Below are 23,137 nucleotides of genomic sequence, written 5' to 3'. Positions count from 1 at the left end.
TTAACCTTTAATTTATTCTTATGTTTTCAGCGAATAACGCCAATTGCCATTTTTTACCATTACGACTTAAGGTAACGGTATTATCAGTAATATGTGTTAATTTATATCCTTGAACGCTTCCACCTAAACCAACAACAATTCCATTCAAAATAACGGAACAATGTTGACCGCCACAAATGATACTTTGTAATATAGGTAGTTGGGATCGAGATATAACACGTACCTTATTATTATTTATCCATCCTAATGGCGCGGTCGGATCTTGTGCTGCAAATGTCGGCTGCATAATAAAACCAGTTACCAATATAATTATCAATGCTCTATATTTAACCACCAATAAAGTCCTTATTCTCACCTAATGTATAAACTTTTAATTCAATATTAGCCAAGGGATATTTTTCAACTTGATAATTCAAACTTAACCAATAATACTTAACAGGCAATGTTTCTAATTTTTTTAAATAATCAACCACATCAAAATAACTACCACGGAAAGTTAAACTCACGGGATGCATAAAATATCCCACATCATTACCAGGAATTAATTGCTGCGGTGGCAATGATGTCATAGATTCTAACGTTAATGCTGAACTATGTCGTAACACCTGCTCTAGTAATCTAGTCATTTGTGTCGGTGTAACTAAACTGCCTATTTTAGTTTCAAGTTTTTTTGCTAATCTATTATTTTGTTGTTTATATTTCTCTATTTTAGTTTCAAGTTCTTTATTCGGATTTATAGCTAATTTTCTTTTTGCTATAATTATTTCATTTTTTACTGTTTGAATATCATTATTCGCATTTAATAATGACATTTTTATATTCTGAGATGTAACCATCTGAGGCTGAATAACCAACATAAAGCCAATGAATATAATTGCAACCCATCCCGTAATAGCAATTAGCCATTGCTCTCGACGAGACAAAGTTAAAAAACGCTGATTTAATTCTCGCCACAAGTCCATTAATGAAGATCCTCAATTACATGTTGGTTCTTTACGGCTTGTAAACTAAATGTCACCACATTTTTATCATTTCGTCCTAGTGACATTTTTTGGAAACGCCTATTCATTAACGATGAATAACGATTAAATACTCCAACCCAGCGTGGAACAGCGTCAGGATTACGTGCCATACCATTTAAATCCATCAATTTACCTGCAACATAAATATGCTGTAATGAAATATCACCATTAGACGCATCAGCTAATTGATTTAATAACTCTGCATAACCAACTTTTAAACTGTCATCATGTTTGTAAATCGCTTTTAAAGCATTTTTTTTTGTAATTAATTCAGTCTCTAATTTTTTAGCTTGTGATGCTTTAAGAGGATCAACCACCATCGAGGCAATTTTATCTGTCATCAAATGAAGCTGATTTTTCTCTACCGTCAATACTGATTGCTGGTGATCCAGTTGTTTTTGTTGCTCCATATTTTGCCATTGATTAAAACCGAACCACCCCATGAAAATAACAATGAGTACCCCCCAACTCATAGCAAGATTAGAAAATGTCATCCACTCTTTAAGCGGTAATAAACTATCTCGATATAAGTTTAAGGCTGAGTTCGAAGAACGCTGTAAAGCAGCCCAACCAAGTCGAGATACATTACAGTCAATATCGATAGCAACATCATCAATCACTTTGACATTAATATTTAGACGCTGATTTAATTCATCGGCTAATTTTTCATTTTGTTGTTTATTACAACTAACGATCAATTGATTAATAGCATCGCCACGTAATTGGGCACTAATATAATCTAATGAACGCTGCAATTCTAACGCTAAGTTATCCAGTTGCTGTTGGCGATTTTCTACTATTGAAGTATCTAATGTTGATAATGAAACCCCACGCAATTGACGTTGAAAACAGAGGTTTTGCTCATGAAAAGCAGTTAATTGAAGATCACCACTCTCATCACTATGAATAATTAACTGGCTACGGTTCGCCTCTGTAAAAGCACTCCAAACCACATCTTCAACAGTGATATCATTAACGTGACATCCGGCATTATTACACGTTAGTATTATATCTGTAATTAATTGTCGAGAAGCAACAATAACCTGCAAATGCCCACTGACAATGGCAGGAAAACCATCAGCGATCAGATCAGCAGGAGAATCATTAACTAAATCTTTTATTAAAAACGGTAAGGCGATAGGTAATTCTTCAGCACTTAAATTAGGCTGATCAATAATTAAACTCTGATATGACCCATGACCTAATACTATTTTTACTAGATAACCAGATAATTGGTGCTTAATAATTAAATCATGTGCGGCATTATTCCAATCAGAAGTGGTCGATACCGCAGTGCGATCAACAATGAAATGGTCATGATTCTGCAGAACAAGAACAACCGTCGTATCCTCAAAAACAAGAGATGCGACAGATTTAGACGCATTTTTTTTAAAAAACTTAAGAAGACGTTGTTTCATATGTACCTAGAAATAAACATACTTTAGTATGATATTATTGAATAATAAAATTGATTAGACTTCAGACATTACGGAGCATAATACAGCATAATATCCTTTTTAAAAAATAGTCATGAGCACAATCGTCACCTATAAGTAATAAGGTTTTTTATAATAAATTTTACTTATATTCTAATTTCAGCTGCAAAAAGTCGCCCTTGTGCCGCAACCACACCGAGCTGTTGTAACACTCGCCATTCCTTGTTGGTTTCTACTCCAACGGCAATTACTTTTGCATCACTGTTTGCACATGCTCCAAGCATACTTCGCACAAATAATTGATTTTCTTGGCGCTGATGAATATCTCGCACTAAACCACGGTGTAATTTAATATAATCCGCTTTAATATCTTTAATATAGTAAGTGCTAACTATCGTTCTTCCTGCTTGTGAAACAATAAGTTTACAGCCAAGCCCTGTCAGTACACGTAATACTGGCCGTATCGTATCAAGATGCTTAACCAACATACTTTCTGATACTTCAAACAATAATCGATTCAATACTGGCCGCGGCAATTGTAATAACTCGTCTCGTAGCCATTTGACAAATTTTTTGTCACGTAAACTGATGGTGGTAATATTAACCGCATAACTATTGTCTGCCGATTGCTGTTTGAGTAACAGTAAGGTTTGCGTAATAACCGCCCGATCAAAACGCACCGAATAACCCACTTGTTCGACGGCTGACATAAAATGTGAGGCTTTAATAATATCGCCATTATCATCTTGAATACGAGCCAATAAGGCATAACTCATTATCTGTTCATTTTCAGCCATAATAATCGGCTGTTGATATAGCAATGGTCCACCTTGAGTTAAGGTTTTATCTATCAATGTTCGCCAGCGTACATTGCCGCGTGATTTATCCCATTGGTGATCTTTATTAAAGCTATTCCAACTGTTGGCACCCTGTAATTGCGAACTGCGTAAAGCGGTATCAACTTCATCCATAATCCGTCCACGGCGATCGCCACCATGAAAATATGTCACCCCAATATGACACCAATTGTCTCTTTCCATTGGCGGTGGCGGCGATAAACGTTCAACCGCATTTAATAATTGATGGGTAAATATTTTAATTTCTTTGGCGGGTTGCTGAGGAATGAGGATTGCAAACTCAGCGTCAAAATATCGTGCAAGGACGGTATCAGGAAAACGCTGAATGAAATTAGAGAGGATCACACTAATGTCTTGTAACAACTCATCAGCAATACTTCTTCCTTGCTGAGCACACATTTCGTCCCAGTCACTTAAACGCAATAAAACAACAGCACCATGACTATCTTGATCTTGCACCATTGATTGCAAGCGACTATCAAATAACACCCGATTCGCAGTACCTGTTAATTGATCTAAAAAAGTATGGGTACGAATAAAAGTATCAAACCGACTGCGTTCTTGACGGGCATCTTTAAGCTCACCAATTAATTGATCAAGAGCCAAACTTGCTGTTGCTGGCCATTCATAATCATTACCTTCAGCATATTGCTCAACTCGACCAGCCAAAATCATCCGCCCACGCTCTTCTAATAATTCAGAACCATGAAGCTGAGTGCGCAACCAATGAACACCACGTATTAACCCTAAAATGACAATCAACATCGCTAATGAAATTGAGGACATTGCGCCTAGAGAATAGGTGAATTCACTATACAGAGGAATTGCAGTAATCGTTACTTGATAACCGGGGTGTGATGGCAGTTGATATTGATGATGATAAATAACATTAGGATCAGGAACAATTTGACTACCTTTAAAATCAAATAATTGCTTCTTGCTATCATTAATAGTTAACGTCACCACATTACTGGCTTGCAATAATGTCGGTAGCCAGCGAGGTAAGGCTTGGGCTCCTTGAGGATCAGCTAACTCTTGATCAATAACTGTCACTACCCCATCTAGATAATGCACTAACGAATCTTGACCGAGTTTACGAAAACTCAATGCACCACCAATAAAAATAACTAAAATCGCGCAAATCACGATCATGGTAACAAAGGCAACTAAGCGATTTGTTAACTTCATCCTTGAGGCTTTTCTCATAGCATCCTTACTTTACATATGCCATTAATATCAATAGGTAATCATCAAACAATGTTAATCATTTTTCCTTGCTAAGCATACGCTACATTAGGTCTGTTAATCGATTACTAATATTACAATAAAGGAATAATACTTTATGGACTGGATCACCGCAGCCAACATAATTACCTATTATTTGACGATCAAGATCATCAGTAAGATCATGTTTTTGAGTATAATCAACGGCTTTTATTACTACTCATCCAGAAGCACTAGCTACAGGAGCCGTTGCTGGTATGGGGCTCATTTTAACCAGTAACCAAACTATAAAACGTGAATTAGATAATGGTTTATTAATACACGTTTTATCAATATTAAGCCAACCAATAAATGCGATTTATGCCTATTATCCTAATAATAAAATTACCATCATGTTAAAACAAAATTATTTATCAAACAAAAATCATCAATAATGGAATCTGCTAATAAAAAACCTAAAAAGGTTGATATTTATAATTACCACCTTCATGTTTAATTATTTCATCAGGATCATTTTTCAAAGATCTAAATAACACCATTTTATTACCACTTAATACTTGAATATTATTATTTTTTGGCAATTGATAAACATTAAGTGATGGTAACTGTATTGTTTTAACCCCAATCCAATTAGAAAAAATAGACATGAAATTAAATGCACTAATGTGCTTATTCAACGTTACATGCTGATGCATATCACTGGCGATTTCAATTAATGGTACTTCATAATTTTGTTTATACAAATCACCATGCAGTAATTGTGTCTTTCCTTTGATAGTGCTGACATTATTTAAACCATGATCAGAAAAGTATATTAATGAATAACTATCTTGGGTTGCTTTTAAATCATTAACAACTTTTTTAATAATCGTATCAGTTTGGTTATATGTTGATAAATAACAAGATAAGTCTTTATCTTTTAACCTATAAATATCTTTTTTTATCCGATCGCAAAAATTCTCATGGGATCCCATGATATGCAACACAATTAATTTTGAACCATTATAAGGCTGTGTTAATGCCTGTTTAAATAACGGTAATAGTGCATAATCACTAGTATTATTGGTAAGAAAATTACCTTTTTTTAAAAATTCTTTTTCTGAAGCATGAACGGCTATTGCAGAGACCGCCGTATCATATTTACCAATAAACCCTTGATTTGATAACCATATTGTTTTCATTTTTGCTGCATTGGCTAACGTGACAATATTATCAACAGGATGCAAGTCTAAGCCATGACTGATACCTAATGTTCGAGGTAATGAAACAGCAGTATGAGATGCCGTCGATAAATAGCCATTCACAAATATACCCGGAGTTGTTGCTAAAAAAGGTGTGGTATTCAGTGGATAACCATAACTCGACATATAATCTTTACGCATGCTTTCACCAATAATTAATACATAAATTTTATATTTTGGTTTAGCCTTTAAAATAGTCCAATTAGCTGTTTGATGAATACTTTCTTTTAGCGCATTTATTTGAATAATGTAGTGTTCAGTACTGGCATAGCAATGGGATATAAATAAACTTAGTGATGAAAAATAAAAGCATACACATCCAAATAGAAAAGCAGTCTTACTCCATTTAAATATAAATTCAACCCGTATTAAATAATAAATAAACGTTACCAATAAAATCATATTAAGGATCCATATCTTTATTGGAATAGCTAATAAGAATTCAATACTTTCGCGTTTATCTGTTTCAAATAAGGATGCTATAATACCGATATTTGGATGTCCATAAATATAACCCGACTGGAAGTATAATACAGCAACCAATCCAATGGGAAATATGAAAACCCATTTAAACCAACGTTTAGCTGATAAAAAAATCAATGCTAAAAATAAGCATCCAGCCACTATTATTATTTTATTCTCGTATCCAACACCTAGTGTTAGTAATAAAGACAATAATAATGTAATAACGATATCTAAATATTTCATAAATATAACAAGATAAATAATGAGAGAAAGAATATTCTAACGTAGGTCTGATATTTTTGACACAAAAAAACCCAGTATTTCTGCTGGGTTAGTATTTAATTTGGTAATTAAAAGCGTTTATTCTTACACTTTTATTTTATATGAGTCCTAGAATGGAATATCGTCGTCAAAATCCATTGGTGGTTCATTATATTGCTGTTGTGGCTGCTGTGGCGCCGACTGCTGAGGTGCTTGCTGTTGTGACGGCTTTGGTTGCTGTGGTGCATAATTTTGCTGTGGCGCAGCAGCTGGTTGTTGAGGCTGACCCCAGTTACCTTGATTTTGCTGTTGTTGCTGACCACCCATTGGTGCACCTTGGCCACCATTACGGCTACCTAGCATTTGCATCACACCATTAAAACCTTGAACAACAACTTCAGTTGTGTATTGATCTTGGCCTTGCTGATTCTGCCACTTACGTGTTTGTAATTGGCCTTCAATGTACACTTGTGAGCCTTTACGTAAGTATTCACCAGCGACTTCTGCTAATTTTCCAAACAATGCTACACGGTGCCATTCTGTTTTTTCACGCTGCTCACCGGTAGCTTTATCACGCCAAGATTCAGAGGTTGCAATAGTAATATTAGCTACTGCACCACCGCTAGGCATGTAACGAATTTCTGGATCATTTCCTAAGTTACCGATTAGGATAACTTTATTTACGCCACGACTGGCCATAGTTCACTCCAAAGCTGATAGCGACGGTACTGGGTGTTAATAGCCGCTTAATGTAAGTTTATACTTAATCTTACAGTTTATCATGTCAGCAAGGCTAAGGCATAGCGCCAAAATATGTCAGGTCACACAATCACCCATGTAAAATGCTATATGGGTGATCATAAAAACATAATCGAAGTCTATATCCTAGTCTCGTAACCGTAATTGGAAGCATAAAGCTATCATTTATATGACACTTATAATTTGCGAGTTCGACAATGATATTCAGTTGATTTATCGTTTAAAATCTCTAACATTGTGCATAATTTTCTTTATGAGTTAACAAAACAATAACGACTATTTTTTTGTTAATTCTCGCTAACGAAATAAGTAGATATATTTCAATCTGCATTCAATACATTATCAATTACATGAAATCTAGGAAACACTATGATCAAGAAATGTCTATTTCCAGCAGCTGGCTACGGCACCCGTTTTCTTCCTGCAACAAAATCAATGCCAAAAGAGATGATGCCTATCGTAAATAAACCTCTGATTGAATATGGTGTTGAAGAAGCAATTCAAGCTGGTATGAATGGTATGTGTATCGTTACTGGTCGTGGTAAAAATACCTTGATGGATCACTTTGATAAAAACTACGAACTAGAACATCAAATTAGCGGTACTAATAAAGAAGAGCTTTTATTTGATATCCGTCGCGTGATTGATTCAGCGCACTTCACTTACATTCGTCAAGGTGAAATGAAAGGCTTAGGCCACGCGATCCTTGTGGGCCGTGAGTTAGTAGGTAACGAACCATTTGCAGTGGTACTTGCTGATGACCTTTGTGTAAACGAAGATCAAGGTGTACTCGCTCAAATGGCGGCACTTTATAAGCAATTCCGTTGTTCAATCGTTGCGGTTGAAGAAGTCCCAGCAGAAGATACCCATAAATACGGTGTGATCGCAGGTCAAATGATCCGTGATGATCTCTTCCGAGTTGATAACATGGTAGAGAAACCAGAACCAGGTACAGCACCAAGCAACCTTGCTATTATCGGTCGTTACATTCTAACGCCTGATATTTTTGATATCATCGAAGACACAGAGCCAGGTAAAGGCGGTGAGATCCAAATCACTGATGCTCTACTAAAACAAGCACAATCTGGTTGTGTATTAGCATACAAATTTAAAGGTAAACGTTTTGACTGTGGTAGCGTTGATGGCTACATCGAAGCAACCAACTACTGCTATGAAAATATTTATAAAAAAGATCAAGCTTCTAAGTTAGCACAACAGCAAACCAGCAAGAAGTAAGCAAACTAAAACGTCAAACAATCCCGCTTACTGATAGTGGGATTTTTACCGCTGTGTTTTTATTCAGTATCTTTTGCTCATTAAAAGCGGCTATGAAATACTACTCACTAACAATCAAGTAAAACAATAGTGATGGGTATGGATTACATCGAAGTACAGGGTGCACGCACCCATAATCTCAAAAATATCAATATTTCCATTCCTCGCGACAAGCTCGTTGTTATCACGGGCTTATCGGGTTCGGGAAAATCATCGTTAGCCTTCGATACCTTATATGCTGAAGGTCAACGCCGCTATGTCGAATCACTGTCAGCTTATGCTCGCCAATTTTTATCGTTAATGGAAAAGCCTGATGTTGATCATATTGAAGGTTTATCACCCGCCATTTCAATTGAACAAAAATCAACGTCACATAATCCTCGTTCTACTGTCGGCACTATTACCGAAATTTATGACTATTTACGTTTACTCTATGCTCGTGTAGGCGAACCTCGCTGCCCAACCCATAATATTACTCTTGCAGCCCAAACCGTTAGCCAAATGGTCGATCAAGTACTCGCCATGGACGAAGGCAGCAAATTAATGTTGCTCGCTCCCATCGTAAAAGAGCGCAAAGGCGAACATGTAAAAACCCTCTCCAACCTTGCCGCCCAAGGTTATATTCGTGCGCGTATTGATGGCGAAGTGTGTGACCTATCAGATCCACCGACATTAGAACTTCAGAAAAAACACACTATTGAAGTTGTCGTTGATCGTCTTAAAGTCCGTGATGATCTGCAATTACGTTTGGCCGAATCATTTGAAACCGCACTCGAACTTTCAGGCGGTACAGTGATTATTGCACCAATGATTACTGGCGAGGCACCAGAACAGGTTTTTTCAGCTAACTTTGCTTGCCCACATTGTGGCTACAGTATGCAAGAACTTGAGCCGCGATTATTTTCGTTTAATAACCCTGCGGGGGCTTGTGGCACCTGTGATGGCTTAGGCGTTCAACAATATTTTGATCCTGAGCGCGTGGTGCAAAATGACCAACTCAGTTTAGCTGGCGGTGCTATTCGCGGCTGGGATAAACGTAATTTTTACTATTTCCAAATGCTCAAATCATTAGCTGAGCATTTCAAATTTGATGTTGAAGCACCTTTCAATACCTTACCTAAAAAAATTCAAACCTTGATCCTAAGTGGATCTGGCACCACAGATATTGAATTTAAATATATTAATGATCGCGGTGACATTACCGTTCGTCGGCATCCGTTTGAAGGTATTTTAAATAATATGGAACGCCGTTATCACGAAACAGAATCTAACTCTGTCCGTGAAGAACTGGCTAAATTTGTATCAAAAAAACCATGTTCAAGCTGCCACGGTTCACGGTTACGTCAAGAAGCACGTCACGTTTTTATTGGTAAAACTAACCTTCCTCATATTTGCGACATGAGTATCAATGACGCATTTACTTTCTTTGATCAATTAAAATTAACAGGTCAACGAGCTCAAATTTCCGCTAAAATACTCAAAGAAATCAATCAACGTTTAAGCTTCTTAATCAATGTCGGCTTAAATTATTTAAGTATTTCTCGTAGTGCCGATACCCTTTCAGGTGGTGAAGCGCAGCGTATTCGACTCGCAAGTCAAATTGGCGCTGGTTTAATGGGAGTCATGTATGTACTTGATGAACCTTCGATTGGTCTCCACCAGCGTGACAACGAACGATTACTTAAAACCCTGATCCATTTACGTGATCTTGGTAATACCGTGATTGTGGTTGAGCATGATGAAGATGCCATTCGTGCCGCTGACTATGTGATTGATATCGGTCCTGGCGCAGGTGTACATGGCGGTGAAATTATTGCCGAAGGCACGATTAAAGATATTTTAAAATCAAAAAAATCGTTAACTGGTCAATATCTTAGTGGTAAAAAATCAATCGCTATTCCAGCACAACGCGTACCTTTTGATCCTGAAAAAACAGTTAAACTTTTAGGGGCCAGCGGTAATAACCTTAAAGATGTTAATGTCGAAATTCCTGTTGGATTATTTACCTGCATTACGGGTGTTTCGGGATCAGGTAAATCGACCTTGATCAATGATACTTTCTTTAAGATCGCCCACCAGCGACTCAATGGTGCAACAACGGGTACACCTGCACCTTATAAAGAAATTCAAGATTTAGAACATTTTGATAAAGTGATCGACATTGATCAAAGCCCGATTGGCCGCACACCACGTTCAAACCCCGCCACTTATACGGGTATTTTTACGCCTATTCGTGAACTCTTTGCGGGTACTCAAGAATCCCGCTCTCGAGGTTATAAACCTGGGCGCTTTAGCTTTAATGTTCGCGGTGGACGTTGTGAAGCGTGCCAAGGTGATGGCGTTATCAAAGTTGAAATGCACTTTTTACCTGACGTTTATGTACCATGTGATGCGTGTAAAGGTAAACGCTACAATCGTGAAACCTTAGAGGTACGTTACAAAGGAAAAAGTATTGATGAAGTTTTACAGCTAACCGTTGAGGATGCGCATCAGTTTTTTGAACCTGTTCCAGCAATTGCGCGAAAATTGAAAACATTAATCGATGTCGGTTTATCGTATATTCGTCTAGGACAAGCAGCTACAACCTTATCGGGTGGTGAAGCACAACGGGTTAAACTGGCTAAAGAGTTATCTAAACGTGACACAGGTCAGACCTTGTATATTTTAGATGAACCCACAACAGGCTTACACTTCCATGATATTCAGCAACTGCTAACGGTACTACATAAGCTACGTGATCGTGGTAATACCATCGTTGTTATCGAACATAATCTCGATGTAATAAAAACCGCAGACTGGGTAATTGATCTCGGTCCGGAAGGCGGTAATGGTGGTGGTGAAATTATAGCGATAGGTACACCTGAAGATGTAGCCAAAGTAAAAGGCTCACATACAGCAAGGTTCCTCAAACCGTTGCTAAGTTAACAGATGAAAATGCTTTAACATGTATCAACAGGCTGATTTTATTCAGCCTGTTTGCTTATTCATACTCAGGAACAACCATGACAGTGTTACAACTTAAAGGTACCAAATTAGAACAAAAACGGATTTCTAAACCTTTGGTACCCTATTTCCTTGCAACAATAGGAATTATTTTTATTGTTGCAATGCATTACTTTCAACATAATCCCGGTGGTTCGGGGCTTGAACTCTCATTTAATGCCGCAGTATGGATCCCATTTAGCTTTGCTATATCTTTGGGCTTACTCGAAATTTACCGTCAACAAATATGGCGTTACTCTCGGCTAACGTTACTACTATTTGGCTGCTGTATACTACTCACACTTCCCGTTTTTTACCCTAATGCTGATGCAGAGGCTGCGTTTAATCGCTTATTTACTTTGTGGGCAGGATTTCTTTTCTTTGTGAGTTTGCAACAATTTGTTTTTACCCATCAACAGCGCCAACGTTTACTGTGGTTTATTTTAATTGGCGTTTTAATTGAAGCTATTTTTGCATGGTATCAATATCTTTGGATCCCAGCAAAGAACCCTATTGGCTATAACGTCATTGCCAACCGCCCTTATGGAATATTCCAACAACCTAATGTAATGGCAAGCTTCTTAGCCACAGGACTAGTGATTAGTACTTATCTATTAGCACGAGTACCGTTATATCGTGGTAAATGGTCATGGCAACATATCACCTTACTTATCACTCCAGTTCTTACCATTCCCATTATTGTCGTATTAAATTCGCGTACAGGATGGTTAGGTGCAATCATTGGCCTACTGCTAATGCTGCCATATTTACGTCGTTTTGCCGCTAAACAAACTCAACGCTTATGGCTATTAATGATTGCATTAGGGCTATGTTTTGCATGGAATATCGCATCAACTGAACATTGGTCACCAAGAGGAGAAAGTGTCTCATTAGAAAGCCCTCGAGAAATCCATTTTCCACAAGCCTATGAGATGTTTACTACCAAACCATTAACGGGCTATGGCTATGGTAAATTTGAAATCGCATATATCACCCAAACAGCACTATGGCATCAACAAGATCCCGCACATCAACCAGCAGGGATCCCAAGCTTAGATCATCCTCACAATGAACTATTATATTGGGCAGTAGAGGGCGGTATTATACCGTTAATCGGTTTATTATTAGCGGCATTTGCTGTTTTAATAAAGATAAGAAGAGCCCCTAATGGAACGCAATTAGCATTAACTGGCTTGTTTTTTCCTATCGTGCTGCATACCCAACTTGAATACCCGTTCTACCATTCTTTGGTACATTGGCTAATATTTATCATCTTAATTTTTTGGGTCGATAATCTCACTGCAAAATATCACCGCCGACAAGTAACATATACTTTAAGCATCAAAGTTTTTGCTATTATTACCCCCATAATTATCACTGGCTTTATGCTAACAACATTATATTCAGGTTGGTTACTCACCAAATTTGAAACAACACGACCGGTTAATATTGATTATTTAATTAAAGTGAATAATCCATGGGCGTGGCAAAATCGTTTTGAATGGGATCTTCATTTAACTCAACTACAATTAGGTATTGCAACCGAAAAACCTCAGTTAATTACTGAATATATTCAATGGGCAAACCAAAAAGCACAGCATTGGCCTCGTCCCGCATTATTTGAAAACCTAATACTTGCGTACACAGCACAAGGTAATACCGATCAAGCAGCCCAAGTGACACATGAAGCGCAACAATTATTTCCAAGTATCAGTCAGCTTAGCGACGCAACTTCATCAGCGAAGTAACCATCAATGGCTATTACAATGGCCATTGATGGTTCATCACTCTATTTATTTTAACGTGCTTTCAAGGGCTTTCAGACACAAAGCAACGTTTTCACTGCGCGCAGCATAGCCCATTAACCCAATACGCCATGCTTTACCTGCGAGTGTGCCTAATCCCGCACCAATCTCAAGATTATAGCGTTCTAATAAGGTCGATCTTACCGCGGCATCATCGATACCTTCAGGAATATACACCGCATTAAGCTGTGGCAGTCGATACGCGTCTTCAACCACAAATTGAATTCCTAGCGTTTCAAGTCCTGTTTTTAATTCAAGATGCGCTCGGTGATGTCGCTGCCATGCTTGCTCTAAACCTTCATTGTGTAACAACACTAATGCTTCATGTAATGCATATAAGCTATTGACGGGCGCGGTATGGTGATAGCTACGCTTACCTTCACCACCCCAATAACCCAGCACTAAACTTTGATCCAAAAACCAACTTTGGACTGGTGTTTTACGTTGTTGAATTTTAGCAATTGCTTGCTCGGAAAACGTCAGTGGCGACAATCCTGGCACACAAGATAAGCATTTTTGACTGCCCGAATAAACCGCATCCAGTTGCCATTCATCCACCAGTAAAGGTACACCACCTAATGAAGTCACGGCATCGACAATGGTTAAACAGCCATACTTTCGCGCAATTTCAGCCAAAGTTTTAGCATCAGATAGCGCGCCCGTTGACGTTTCTGCATGTACAAACGCGACAATTTTAATCTCAGGATCGGCGTGTAATGCTTGCTCAACTAAAACTGGCGAGACGGGCTCCCCCCATGCATTATCAACCATGATTGCGATGCCACCACAACGTTCAACGTTCTCTCGCATGCGGTCACCAAAGACACCATTACGGCAAACTAAGACCTTATCACCCGCCTCAACTAAATTAACAAAACACGCTTCCATGCCAGCACTACCCGGTGCTGATACTGCAATCGTAAACGTATTTTTAGTTTGAAAAGCGTATTGCAGCAGTTGTTTAAGCTCATCCATCATTTTAATAAACAATGGATCAAGATGGCCAATTGTCGGCCGACTTAGGGCTTGTAATACTTGCGGATAGATATCAGAAGGACCCGGTCCCATAAGTGTTCTTTGAGGTGGTATAAAACTGGTGATAGACATAGATTCAACTCCATTAAATCATGATTATTATCAATAAGGTGATAGCACGATAGTGGTCACTACAGAGTATTAGAGCAACACAAAAGCCGCAAGTAATAACCCAAAACCCTGTCATAAATACATACTTTTTATTAACCTTAAATAAATCATCATTTAACAATTGACAACTAAGGGCGATTTCCTATTCAATGACAACAGTGATTATTCACTACAGAAGAGGTGCGTGACTGCCTATTACCTCCTCGACAATGGACGTCGGGAATTCTTCCGAAGCAAAAGCCGACCTTGCACGATTGACAACAAAAGGGAGAACACCGTAATGAGCATGATTCCGACCACGACAACAAATCCATTAATTGTGGCTAAATTTGGCGGCACCAGTGTTGCCGATTATGCAGCAATGTGCCGCAGTGCAAATATTGTTATTACCAATCCACACACCAAAATAGTGTTAATAAGTGCTTGTTCAGGCGTAACTAATTTACTGGTTGCCTTAGCTAATGGCATTAGTGATATCACGCTACGCCAGCAACATTTACAGCAATTAACTGATACTCACCAACAGATACTGAATCAACTACAGCACCCACACACGGTCAGTGATGCTATTTACGCATTATTCGATGATATAACCTCAGCTTCTGCACAAGCAGCAATTGCATCATCCCCCCAACTCACGGATAAATTAGTCAGTCATGGCGAGCTATTATCAACCTACCTCTTTAACCAAATTTTAGTTGAGATGAATGCCGCTGCCATTCGATTTGATATTCGTGATGTAATGCGTACCGACACCCAGTTTGGTAAAGCGATTCCACAGCCAGATCTTATTCGTCAATTAGCTCAACAGCATCTACTCCCGCAACTAGTCAGTCATATTGTGGTCTCGCAAGGATTTATTGGCCGTGATAGTCAAGGTAATACCACCACTCTAGGACGCGGTGGGAGTGATTACAGTGCCGCATTAATTGCAGAAGCCGTTGATGCTACAACGTTAGAAATCTGGACTGATGTACCGGGGATGTACACCACTGATCCACGCATTACCGCAGCCGCTAAGCCTATTAAAGAAATCAGTTTTAGCGAAGCCTCTGAAATGGCCAATTTTGGAGCGAAAATACTGCATCCATCAACACTGGTGCCCGCAGTTCGCCAACAGATCCCAGTCTTTGTCGGCTCATCAATAGCACCGCAACAAGGTGGAACATGGATCAGAAAAACCGTTGAACAAGCACCACTATTTCGAGCATTGGCGTTACGTGGCAATCAAACCTTGGTGACTTTAACTAGTCTCAATATGTTTCAAGCTTATGGTTTTTTAGCCGAAGTATTTCGTATTTTGGCAGAACATAAAATCTCAGTCGATTTAATTACCACCTCCGAAGTTAGCGTTTCATTAACCCTTGATCAAACCGATACTGGCGGCGGTGCACCGACCTTACCCTTAGCCGCCGTTGAACAGCTCAATCAATTATGCCGCGTCGATATTGAACAAGGTTTGTCGTTAGTGGCATTGATAGGGAATCATATGAGTGACAGTAAAGGCTCCGCTAAGCATATCTTTGGCGCTCTTGATGCGTATAATTTACGTCTTATTTGTTATGGTGCTAGTCCGCATAATCTGTGTTTTTTAGTCAATGAAGCCGATGCTAAATCTGTCATAACAACACTGCATCAGCAACTTTTAGAATAACCACTATCAGCACCAACAAGAAAAAAAAACCAAAAAAGGCGCAACGTTTGCGCCTTATTTATTTTAACCTAATAATTTTATGACAAATTAGGCCCTAACCACTTTTCAGCTTCAATTAAATCCCAACCTTTACGATCTGCATAACTTTCCAACTGATCATGTTGGATCTGCGCGACCGCAAAATAACGCGCATCTGGATGTGAAAAATACCATCCTGATACCGCCGCACCTGGCCACATCGCATAGCTCTCGGTCAACACCATTCCTGTATTGGCTTCTGCATCCAATAACTGCCAAATCGCCCCTTTTTCGGTATGCTCTGGGCAAGCTGCATAGCCAGGAGCTGGACGAATACCCTGATACTTTTCACGGATCAAATCATCATTACTAAGATCTTCATCCGCTGCATAGCCCCAAATTTGTTTACGTACCATTTGGTGCATACATTCAGCAAACGCTTCTGCTAATCGATCCGCCACCGCTTGAACCATGATCGCGTTATAATCATCACCCTGCGCTTTAAACTGATCAGCAATGTCATATTCACCAATACCTCCTGTCACGGCGAACGCACCAATCCAGTCCGCTTTACCACTCCCTTTAGGGGCAATGTAATCTGATAAACAATAATTGGGACCTTTGGGCTTCTTGGTTTGTTGGCGTAAGCCATGCAGTACCGTTAATACTTCTGTGCGCGTTTCATCCGTGTAAACTTCAATATCATCACCAATATTATTTGCAGGGAATAAACCACAGACGCCATTGGCTTTGATCATGCCTGTGCGTTCAATATCATCGAGGATCTGATTTGCATCTTCAAACAACTTAGTCGCTTCAACCCCCACCACCTCATGGCGTAAAATGGTTGGATATTTTCCACTTAATGACCAAGTCATAAAAAATGGCGTCCAATCGATATATTGACGTAATTTAGCAACCGGAAAATCAGTAAAGGTATGCACGCCAGCTTTTTTAGGCGCTGGCGGCGTGTAATTAACCCAATCAAGGGCGACAGCATTAGCTCGAGCTTGATCAAGTGTGATCGGTGGTGTTCGTGGTTTTTTACGCGCATGTTGTTCACGTACAACATCATATTCAGCGGCTAAGCGCTCTACAAATGCTGGTTTTTGTTGTTCAGACAACAACGCAGAGCAAACGCCAACCGCCCGCGAGGCATTAGAGACATACACCACTGGCTGTTGATAATTTTGTTCAATTTTTACTGCGGTATGTGCTTTTGAGGTAGTCGCTCCGCCAATCAGTAACGGCACCTCAAAACCTCGACGCTGCATTTCTTTAGCCACATAGACCATTTCATCAAGCGAAGGGGTGATCAAACCACTCAATCCAATAATATCAACATTCCGTTCTTGAGCGACCTGCAAAATTTTATCGCATGAAACCATGACACCTAAGTCGATAATTTCATAGTTATTACATTGAAGTACCACCCCAACAATATTCTTACCAATATCGTGTACATCACCTTTTACCGTGGCTAATAAAATCTTACCATTGGTATATCCGGCTTGCTTTTCCGCATTAATGTACGGCTCTAAATGGGCAACGGCTTGTTTCATAACACGAGCAGATTTAACGACTTGAGGTAAAAACATCTTACCTTCACCAAACAAGTCACCAACGACATTCATCCCCGCCATCAAAGGACCTTCAATCACTTCTAATGGCTTATCCGCATTCACTCGAGCCAGTTCAGTATCTTCAACAATAAACTCAGTGATCCCTTTAACTAAAGCGTGCTCTAATCGTTTATCAACAGGCCAACTGCGCCACTCTTGCAGGGTACGATCTTCTTCAACGGCACCACTATCACGATAATTAGCGGCGATATCGAGTAGGCGATCAGTACTATCATCACGACGATTAAGCACTACATCTTCAACCGCATTACGCAATTCATCAGACAGATCATCATAAATCGCTAACTGACCCGCATTAACGATCCCCATATCCATGCCATTTTTAAAGCAGTAATATAAAAACACCGCATGGATCGCTTCTCGAACAGGGTTATTACCCCGAAATGAAAACGACACATTGGACACGCCGCCAGAAATCATCGCATGGGGTAAAGTACGTTTAATCTCAGCAATAGCTTCAATAAAATCAACCGCATAATTATTATGTTCTTCAATGCCTGTCGCAATCGCAAAAATATTGGGATCAAAAATAATATCTTCAGCAGGAAAACCCACTTCATCGACCAATATATGATAAGCATTAGTACAGATTTCAATTTTACGCTCGCGAGTATCAGCCTGACCCACTTCATCAAATGCCATTACAATCACTGCTGCGCCATAACGACGTAGCAACTTAGCTTGCGCAATAAAGTTCTCTTTGCCTTCTTTGAGTGAAATAGAGTTAACAATCGGTTTGCCCTGAACACATTTAAGTCCAGCTTCAATAATCTCCCACTTCGAGGAATCAACCATAATTGGCACTTTGGCTATATCTGGCTCTGTTGCACACAAATTAAGAAAGCGCACCATTGCCGCCTGCGCATCCAACATGCCTTCATCCATGTTGATATCAATAATTTGCGCGCCAGATTCCACTTGCTGACGAGCAACATCTAATGCTTCATCATAAAGTTCATCTTTAATTAAACGCTTAAAACGTGCAGATCCGGTGACATTGGTCCGTTCACCAACATTAACAAATAAACTTTCAGCTTCAATAGTCAGCGGCTCTAACCCCGATAATCGACACGCAACTTTAATTTCAGGTAACACGCGAGGTTTAATATTCTTGGTAACTTGATACATCTGTCGAATATGTTCAGGAGTAGTACCACAACATCCGCCAACTAAATTTAAAAAGCCTTGTTGCGCCCATTCTTTAATATGCTCAGCCATTTCATCGGCTTCAAGATCATACTCACCAAATGCATTAGGCAATCCAGCATTTGGGTGGGCTGATACTGCACATTCAGAAATACGTGATAACTCAGCCACATATTGGCGTAATTCATCAGGGCCGAGGGCGCAATTTAAGCCAAAGGAAATCGGCTTTACGTGGCGCAAAGAATTATAGAAAGCTTCAGTCGTTTGACCAGAAAGCGTACGCCCAGAGGCATCAGTAATGGTGCCTGAAATCATCACAGGAAGCTCATATCCAAGCTCTTCAAAAACCCCCGTGACCGCAAAAGCACAGGCTTTGGCATTCAGAGTATCAAAAATGGTTTCAATCAAAATAATATCGACGCCACCTTTGATTAACGCGTGGGTAGACTCGCTATAAGCAATCACCAACTCATCAAAAGTGACATTTCGAAACCCAGGATCATTCACATCGGGAGAAATAGAACAGGTACGGTTCGTTGGTCCTAGAACTCCAGCCACAAAACGGGGTTTATTCGGGGTTTGTGCCGTCCATTCATCTGCTGCCTCACGAGCAAGCGTTGCTGCGGCAAAATTAATGTCGGCACTGAGGCTTTCCATATCATAGTCAGCCATTGCAATGGTGGTCGCGTTAAAGGTGTTGGTTTCTAAAATATCAGCGCCAGCTTCAAGATACTCGAGATGAATATCTTTAATTAATTGCGGCTGAGTTAAAACTAATAGATCATTATTACCTTTAAGATCAGCATGCCAATCACTAAATCGTTGGCCTCGATAATCTTGCTCGTCGAACTTATAACTTTGAATCATGGTGCCCATGCCACCATCAATGATCAAAATCTGCTGTTCAAGTCGCTTATGCAGTACATCCTTGTCTTTTAACACTACATTATATCCTTATAATCCATTACAGCTTGATAACATCCTATCACAATTCAAATAGGAATCTAGACGTCCAAACATGTACAATGGCAAAATAAGTTAATTAACGATAGCCATTACTAACTGATGGTTTTACTATCACAAACCATTAAATCTACTCAATAATTTAATCTAGAGGTTTTGCATGTCGGTTTACAACACCCTCTGCTTCCTAGCTGCAGCAGCAATGCTTATAGCTTTTATAAACAGTAAGATAGGTAAGATGCAAACCACCATCGCCATTACGGCTGGTTCTCTTATCTTATCGCTACTTATTATTTTTGCAGGCCATAATGGCTGGTTTCATCTTGAAGATATTGCTTCAACCCAGATGGGAAAAATCAACTTTGAAGACTTTTTGTTAAAAGGGATTTTAGGATTTTTGCTCTTTGCAGGTGGGCTTGGTATTAAATTGCCACACCTCAAAGAGCAAAAATGGGAAATCACTACCTTAGCTTTAGGTTCCACACTCTTTTCAACCTTTTTTATTGGCTTTAGCTTATGGGGTATTTGTCAGTTACTAGGGATCCAACTTGATCTTATTTACTGTTTATTATTTGGCTCACTGATCTCACCAACTGACCCCATTGCCGTACTTGCTATTGTTAAAAAGATGAACGCCCCTCGCCGAATCTCGACTCAAATCGAAGGTGAGTCATTATTTAATGATGGTTTTGGTTTAGTTATCTTCGTAACTCTATTTACCGTCGCTTTTGGTAATCAAACGCCAACAGTCTTAAGCGTGACCCAATTATTCTTACAAGAAGCGATAGGCGGCATTGTTTATGGTTTCATTTTAGGTTTAATCTTCCATTACCTTATCTGCTCGACTAACGACCACTCAATGGAATTATTATTAACCATTGGTATTCCAACGGCTGGTTATGCTTTTGCTGAAATTATCCATGTATCAGGCCCACTCGCCATGGTTGTCTCTGGCATTATGATCGGCAACTGGACGCGCTATATTGGCTTTTCAAAAGAAAGTGAAGAGCACCTTGATCACTTCTGGGAATTAGTTGATGAGTTCCTAAACGGTCTATTATTCTTACTTATTGGTATGACCATGCTTGAATTCAGTTTTCACCAAGAGGACTGGATATTAATGGCAATTGCAATTCCATTGGTATTACTAAGCCGTTATTTAAGCGTAAAACTGCCTTATATTGGCTTTAGCCATTACCGTCAATATAATCCAATGTCAGTTAAGATTCTAACGTGGGGAGGGTTACGTGGTGGTTTAGCACTCGCAATGGCCATGGCGGTACCTGCGGGAGTGATCGTTATTCCAGCAAAAGATATTGATGTCAGAGAAATCATCCTTGTCATGACCTACTCAGTGGTAGTTTTCTCTATATTGATTCAAGGTTCAACAATTACCGCATTAATTGAAAAAGCCAAACTATGGGAAAAACAGAATAAACATTAATTTCTGCCTCACTCATAAATAATAAAAAGGCCAGCTAACTAAGCTGGCCTTTTTATTAATCTTTGGTAAAACTGGCTTCTGAAAAATGCGCCAAATCATAAGGTGTCTGTTGGTAAACACAATAATTAAGCCAATTACTAAAAAGTAAATGACCATGACTACGCCAACTCGCAACAGGTACGCTATTAACATCATCATTAGGATAGTAATTTACAGGAATCGTTGGCTCCATCCCTTGCTCACTATCACGAACAAATTCATGATGGAGTGTATCGACATCATATTCAGGATGACCCGTAACAAAGACATTACGCTTATCTTTAGTCGCCGCTAAATAAACACCGGCTAGATCAGATGTCGCTAAAATATCTAAGTCAGTATGTGTACTTAGATAATCTGCAGAAAAATCAGCATAACGAGAATGGGGGGCAAAAAAGGTATCATCAAAACCACGCAACACCGGGTGATGGCAATCATGAATACGATGATGATAAACCCCAGACAGTTTTTCTTTACGTGTACGCTTAGGCAAATCATACAACAACTTCAATCCTGCTTGAGCAGCCCAGCAGACAAACAATGTTGAGGTCACATGATCCTTAGCCCAATTCATGATCAGCTGAATTTCTTCCCAATACAGTACATCTTCAAACTGCACTAACCCTAGTGGCGCTCCCGTCACAATCAACCCATCAAAATTACGATCTTTCACCATTTCAAATTGACGATAAAACGTATCTAAATGTTCCTGAGGAGTATTTTTTGTCGGTCTGTTATCAATCCGTAATAACTCAACATCCACTTGTAATGGGCTATTAGAAAGTAAGCGTAAAAACTGGGTTTCAGTCTCAATCTTCTTTGGCATCAAGTTTAGTAATAATACTTTCAGTGGTCGAATACCCTGACTCGCAGCACGTGCTTCCGTCATAACAAAGATATTCTCACTTCTTAAAATATCTGTTGCTGGTAAACGATCCGGTATTTTAATTGGCACTTTGGTTTTCTCCTTACCCCAAAATGGCTTTAGCCGTCTAGATATCTAGTTAAAGCTATAGAAAAAACAATATTGGTGCAAGTAAAATCCCATAACCTCGATCGATATTAAATTGAGGTGTGATTTTAATAAATAAAAAATAATGAGGAATAATCAGGGGGAATAAAAACATTGAAAAGCTAGAAATGAAAAAACCCAGCCGAAGGCTGGGTTTTAAAGAGGTATTTAGCAATGTCCTACTCTCACATGGGGAGACCCCACACTACCATCGGCGCTACAACGTTTCACTTCTGAGTTCGGCATGGGATCAGGTGGTACCGCTGCGCTATGGTTGCTAAAAAAATGAATGGTGCTAGTACCCAGAGTCGAACTGGGGACCTCACCCTTACCAAGGGTGCGCTCTACCAACTGAGCCATACCAGCACACAAAGCTGTTATGAATCTGCAAGTGCAAATTCTAAAATTTGAAGCCTGGCGATGTCCTACTCTCACATGGGGAGACCCCACACTACCATCGGCGCTATTACGTTTCACTACTGAGTTCGGCATGGGATCAGGTGGGTCCATAATGCTATGGTCGCCAAGCAAATTCTGTTTTATTTATCGCCTTATGGCAATAAATAGCAATCTGGGAAAAATCTGACTAGTTGTTCTCACACTCATTCAAGCGTTTGTAGAGTCCGTCTCTTCTCTTTAGAGAAGAAAAACCCCTTGGGTGTTGTATGGTTAAGCCTCACGGGCAATTAGTATCAGTTAGCTCAATGCCTCGCAGCACTTACACACCTGACCTATCAACGTTGTA

Annotated in this window: 14 protein-coding genes, 1 tRNA gene and 3 rRNA genes; 5 read left to right on the top strand and 13 right to left on the bottom strand. The window is 39.3% G+C overall.

Going from position 1 to position 23,137, the window contains the following annotated elements:
* Nucleotides 1–7: 7 nt before the first annotated feature.
* The 6 genes from CIK00_RS08575 to CIK00_RS08550 form a co-directional block, all read right to left on the bottom strand.
* Nucleotides 8–286: an MSHA biogenesis protein MshK gene (locus CIK00_RS08575; RefSeq protein WP_101768577.1), complete on the bottom strand. Its 279-nt coding sequence runs from the start codon at nt 284–286 to the stop codon at nt 8–10.
* A 40-nt stretch (nt 287–326) separates the two neighbouring features.
* Nucleotides 327–962 carry a type II secretion system protein GspM gene (gspM, locus tag CIK00_RS08570; protein ID WP_101768477.1) on the bottom strand — a complete coding sequence of 212 codons (636 nt, stop codon included), beginning with the start codon at nt 960–962 and terminating at the stop codon, nt 327–329.
* Nucleotides 962–2,440 (bottom strand): MSHA biogenesis protein MshI, encoded by a 1,479-nt coding sequence (locus CIK00_RS08565; RefSeq protein WP_101768476.1) that lies wholly within the window; start codon nt 2,438–2,440, stop codon nt 962–964. The genes gspM and CIK00_RS08565 overlap by 1 nt, the downstream gene beginning before the upstream one ends.
* A gap of 164 nt (nt 2,441–2,604) precedes the next feature.
* Nucleotides 2,605–4,521, bottom strand: a complete 1,917-nt coding sequence (gene csrD / locus CIK00_RS08560) for an RNase E specificity factor CsrD (RefSeq protein WP_101768475.1) — start codon at nt 4,519–4,521, stop codon at nt 2,605–2,607.
* A 473-nt stretch (nt 4,522–4,994) separates the two neighbouring features.
* Nucleotides 4,995–6,488 (bottom strand): phosphoethanolamine transferase, encoded by a 1,494-nt coding sequence (locus CIK00_RS08555; RefSeq protein WP_101768474.1) that lies wholly within the window; start codon nt 6,486–6,488, stop codon nt 4,995–4,997.
* Between the two features lie 147 nt (nt 6,489–6,635).
* Complete coding sequence (locus tag CIK00_RS08550) at nt 6,636–7,205, bottom strand: single-stranded DNA-binding protein (RefSeq protein WP_101768473.1); 570 nt, start codon at nt 7,203–7,205, stop codon at nt 6,636–6,638.
* Nucleotides 7,206–7,634: 429 nt separating this feature from the next.
* On the opposite strand from CIK00_RS08550, the gene galU reads away from it, so the two are divergent.
* The 3 genes from galU to CIK00_RS08535 all read left to right on the top strand — a co-directional run bounded on the left by galU (nt 7,635) and on the right by CIK00_RS08535 (nt 13,270).
* Nucleotides 7,635–8,501, top strand: coding sequence for a UTP--glucose-1-phosphate uridylyltransferase GalU (galU, locus tag CIK00_RS08545; RefSeq protein WP_101768472.1), 867 nt, complete (start codon nt 7,635–7,637; stop codon nt 8,499–8,501).
* Nucleotides 8,502–8,639: 138 nt separating this feature from the next.
* Nucleotides 8,640–11,465 (top strand): excinuclease ABC subunit UvrA, encoded by a 2,826-nt coding sequence (uvrA, locus tag CIK00_RS08540; protein WP_101768471.1) that lies wholly within the window; start codon nt 8,640–8,642, stop codon nt 11,463–11,465.
* 77 nt (nt 11,466–11,542) lie between these two features.
* On the top strand, nt 11,543–13,270 hold the full coding sequence (locus CIK00_RS08535; RefSeq protein ID WP_101768470.1) for a PglL family O-oligosaccharyltransferase: 1,728 nt from the start codon (nt 11,543–11,545) through the stop codon (nt 13,268–13,270).
* 45 nt (nt 13,271–13,315) lie between these two features.
* Here CIK00_RS08535 and CIK00_RS08530 read toward each other — a convergent pair whose 3' ends face one another.
* Nucleotides 13,316–14,434 carry a pyridoxal-phosphate-dependent aminotransferase family protein gene (locus CIK00_RS08530; RefSeq protein ID WP_101768469.1) on the bottom strand — a complete coding sequence of 373 codons (1,119 nt, stop codon included), beginning with the start codon at nt 14,432–14,434 and terminating at the stop codon, nt 13,316–13,318.
* 325 nt (nt 14,435–14,759) lie between these two features.
* Between CIK00_RS08530 and lysC the strand changes: the two genes are divergently transcribed.
* Nucleotides 14,760–16,127 carry a lysine-sensitive aspartokinase 3 gene (lysC, locus tag CIK00_RS08525; protein WP_373322851.1) on the top strand — a complete coding sequence of 456 codons (1,368 nt, stop codon included), beginning with the start codon at nt 14,760–14,762 and terminating at the stop codon, nt 16,125–16,127.
* 77 nt (nt 16,128–16,204) lie between these two features.
* Here the strand turns inward: lysC and metH are convergent, their stop codons facing one another.
* Complete coding sequence (metH, locus tag CIK00_RS08520) at nt 16,205–19,876, bottom strand: methionine synthase (protein WP_101768467.1); 3,672 nt, start codon at nt 19,874–19,876, stop codon at nt 16,205–16,207.
* A gap of 181 nt (nt 19,877–20,057) precedes the next feature.
* Here metH and CIK00_RS08515 point away from each other — a divergent pair, with 181 nt between their 5' ends.
* A complete protein-coding gene (locus CIK00_RS08515; protein WP_101768466.1) occupies nt 20,058–21,341 on the top strand; it encodes a cation:proton antiporter in 1,284 nt (427 codons plus the stop codon).
* A gap of 55 nt (nt 21,342–21,396) precedes the next feature.
* Here CIK00_RS08515 and metA read toward each other — a convergent pair whose 3' ends face one another.
* From metA to CIK00_RS08490, 5 genes are all read right to left on the bottom strand, one after another.
* Nucleotides 21,397–22,335 carry a homoserine O-acetyltransferase MetA gene (gene metA, locus CIK00_RS08510; protein WP_101768465.1) on the bottom strand — a complete coding sequence of 313 codons (939 nt, stop codon included), beginning with the start codon at nt 22,333–22,335 and terminating at the stop codon, nt 21,397–21,399.
* A gap of 223 nt (nt 22,336–22,558) precedes the next feature.
* Nucleotides 22,559–22,674 (bottom strand): 5S ribosomal RNA (gene rrf, locus CIK00_RS08505).
* Between the two features lie 8 nt (nt 22,675–22,682).
* Nucleotides 22,683–22,758 (bottom strand) — tRNA-Thr (locus CIK00_RS08500).
* Between the two features lie 46 nt (nt 22,759–22,804).
* Nucleotides 22,805–22,920: ribosomal RNA gene (gene rrf / locus CIK00_RS08495) — 5S ribosomal RNA — on the bottom strand.
* A 137-nt stretch (nt 22,921–23,057) separates the two neighbouring features.
* Nucleotides 23,058–23,137, bottom strand: a 23S ribosomal RNA gene (locus tag CIK00_RS08490); the annotation flags it as partial.

It is taken from the genome of Photobacterium carnosum (assembly GCF_002849605.1).
GTDB lineage: Bacteria > Pseudomonadota > Gammaproteobacteria > Enterobacterales > Vibrionaceae > Photobacterium > Photobacterium carnosum.
The sequence above is the reverse complement of the archived record's forward strand: the minus strand, read 5'-3'. Positions and strand labels throughout refer to the sequence as shown.

Bases quoted from the DNA above. Each gene is read 5' to 3' on its own strand.
- galU (WP_101768472.1), top strand. From the start codon at position 7,635: ATGATCAAGAAATGTCTATTTCCAGCAGCTGGCTACGGCACCCGTTTT.
- CIK00_RS08515 (WP_101768466.1), top strand. From the start codon at position 20,058: ATGTCGGTTTACAACACCCTCTGCTTCCTAGCTGCAGCAGCAATGCTT.
- lysC (WP_373322851.1), top strand. From the start codon at position 14,760: ATGATTCCGACCACGACAACAAATCCATTAATTGTGGCTAAATTTGGC.
- uvrA (WP_101768471.1), top strand. From the start codon at position 8,640: ATGGATTACATCGAAGTACAGGGTGCACGCACCCATAATCTCAAAAAT.
- CIK00_RS08555 (WP_101768474.1), bottom strand. From the start codon at position 6,488: ATGAAATATTTAGATATCGTTATTACATTATTATTGTCTTTATTACTA.
- gspM (WP_101768477.1), bottom strand. From the start codon at position 962: ATGGACTTGTGGCGAGAATTAAATCAGCGTTTTTTAACTTTGTCTCGT.
- CIK00_RS08550 (WP_101768473.1), bottom strand. From the start codon at position 7,205: ATGGCCAGTCGTGGCGTAAATAAAGTTATCCTAATCGGTAACTTAGGA.
- CIK00_RS08535 (WP_101768470.1), top strand. From the start codon at position 11,543: ATGACAGTGTTACAACTTAAAGGTACCAAATTAGAACAAAAACGGATT.
- CIK00_RS08530 (WP_101768469.1), bottom strand. From the start codon at position 14,434: ATGTCTATCACCAGTTTTATACCACCTCAAAGAACACTTATGGGACCG.
- CIK00_RS08575 (WP_101768577.1), bottom strand. From the start codon at position 286: ATGCAGCCGACATTTGCAGCACAAGATCCGACCGCGCCATTAGGATGG.
- csrD (WP_101768475.1), bottom strand. From the start codon at position 4,521: ATGAGAAAAGCCTCAAGGATGAAGTTAACAAATCGCTTAGTTGCCTTT.
- CIK00_RS08565 (WP_101768476.1), bottom strand. From the start codon at position 2,440: ATGAAACAACGTCTTCTTAAGTTTTTTAAAAAAAATGCGTCTAAATCT.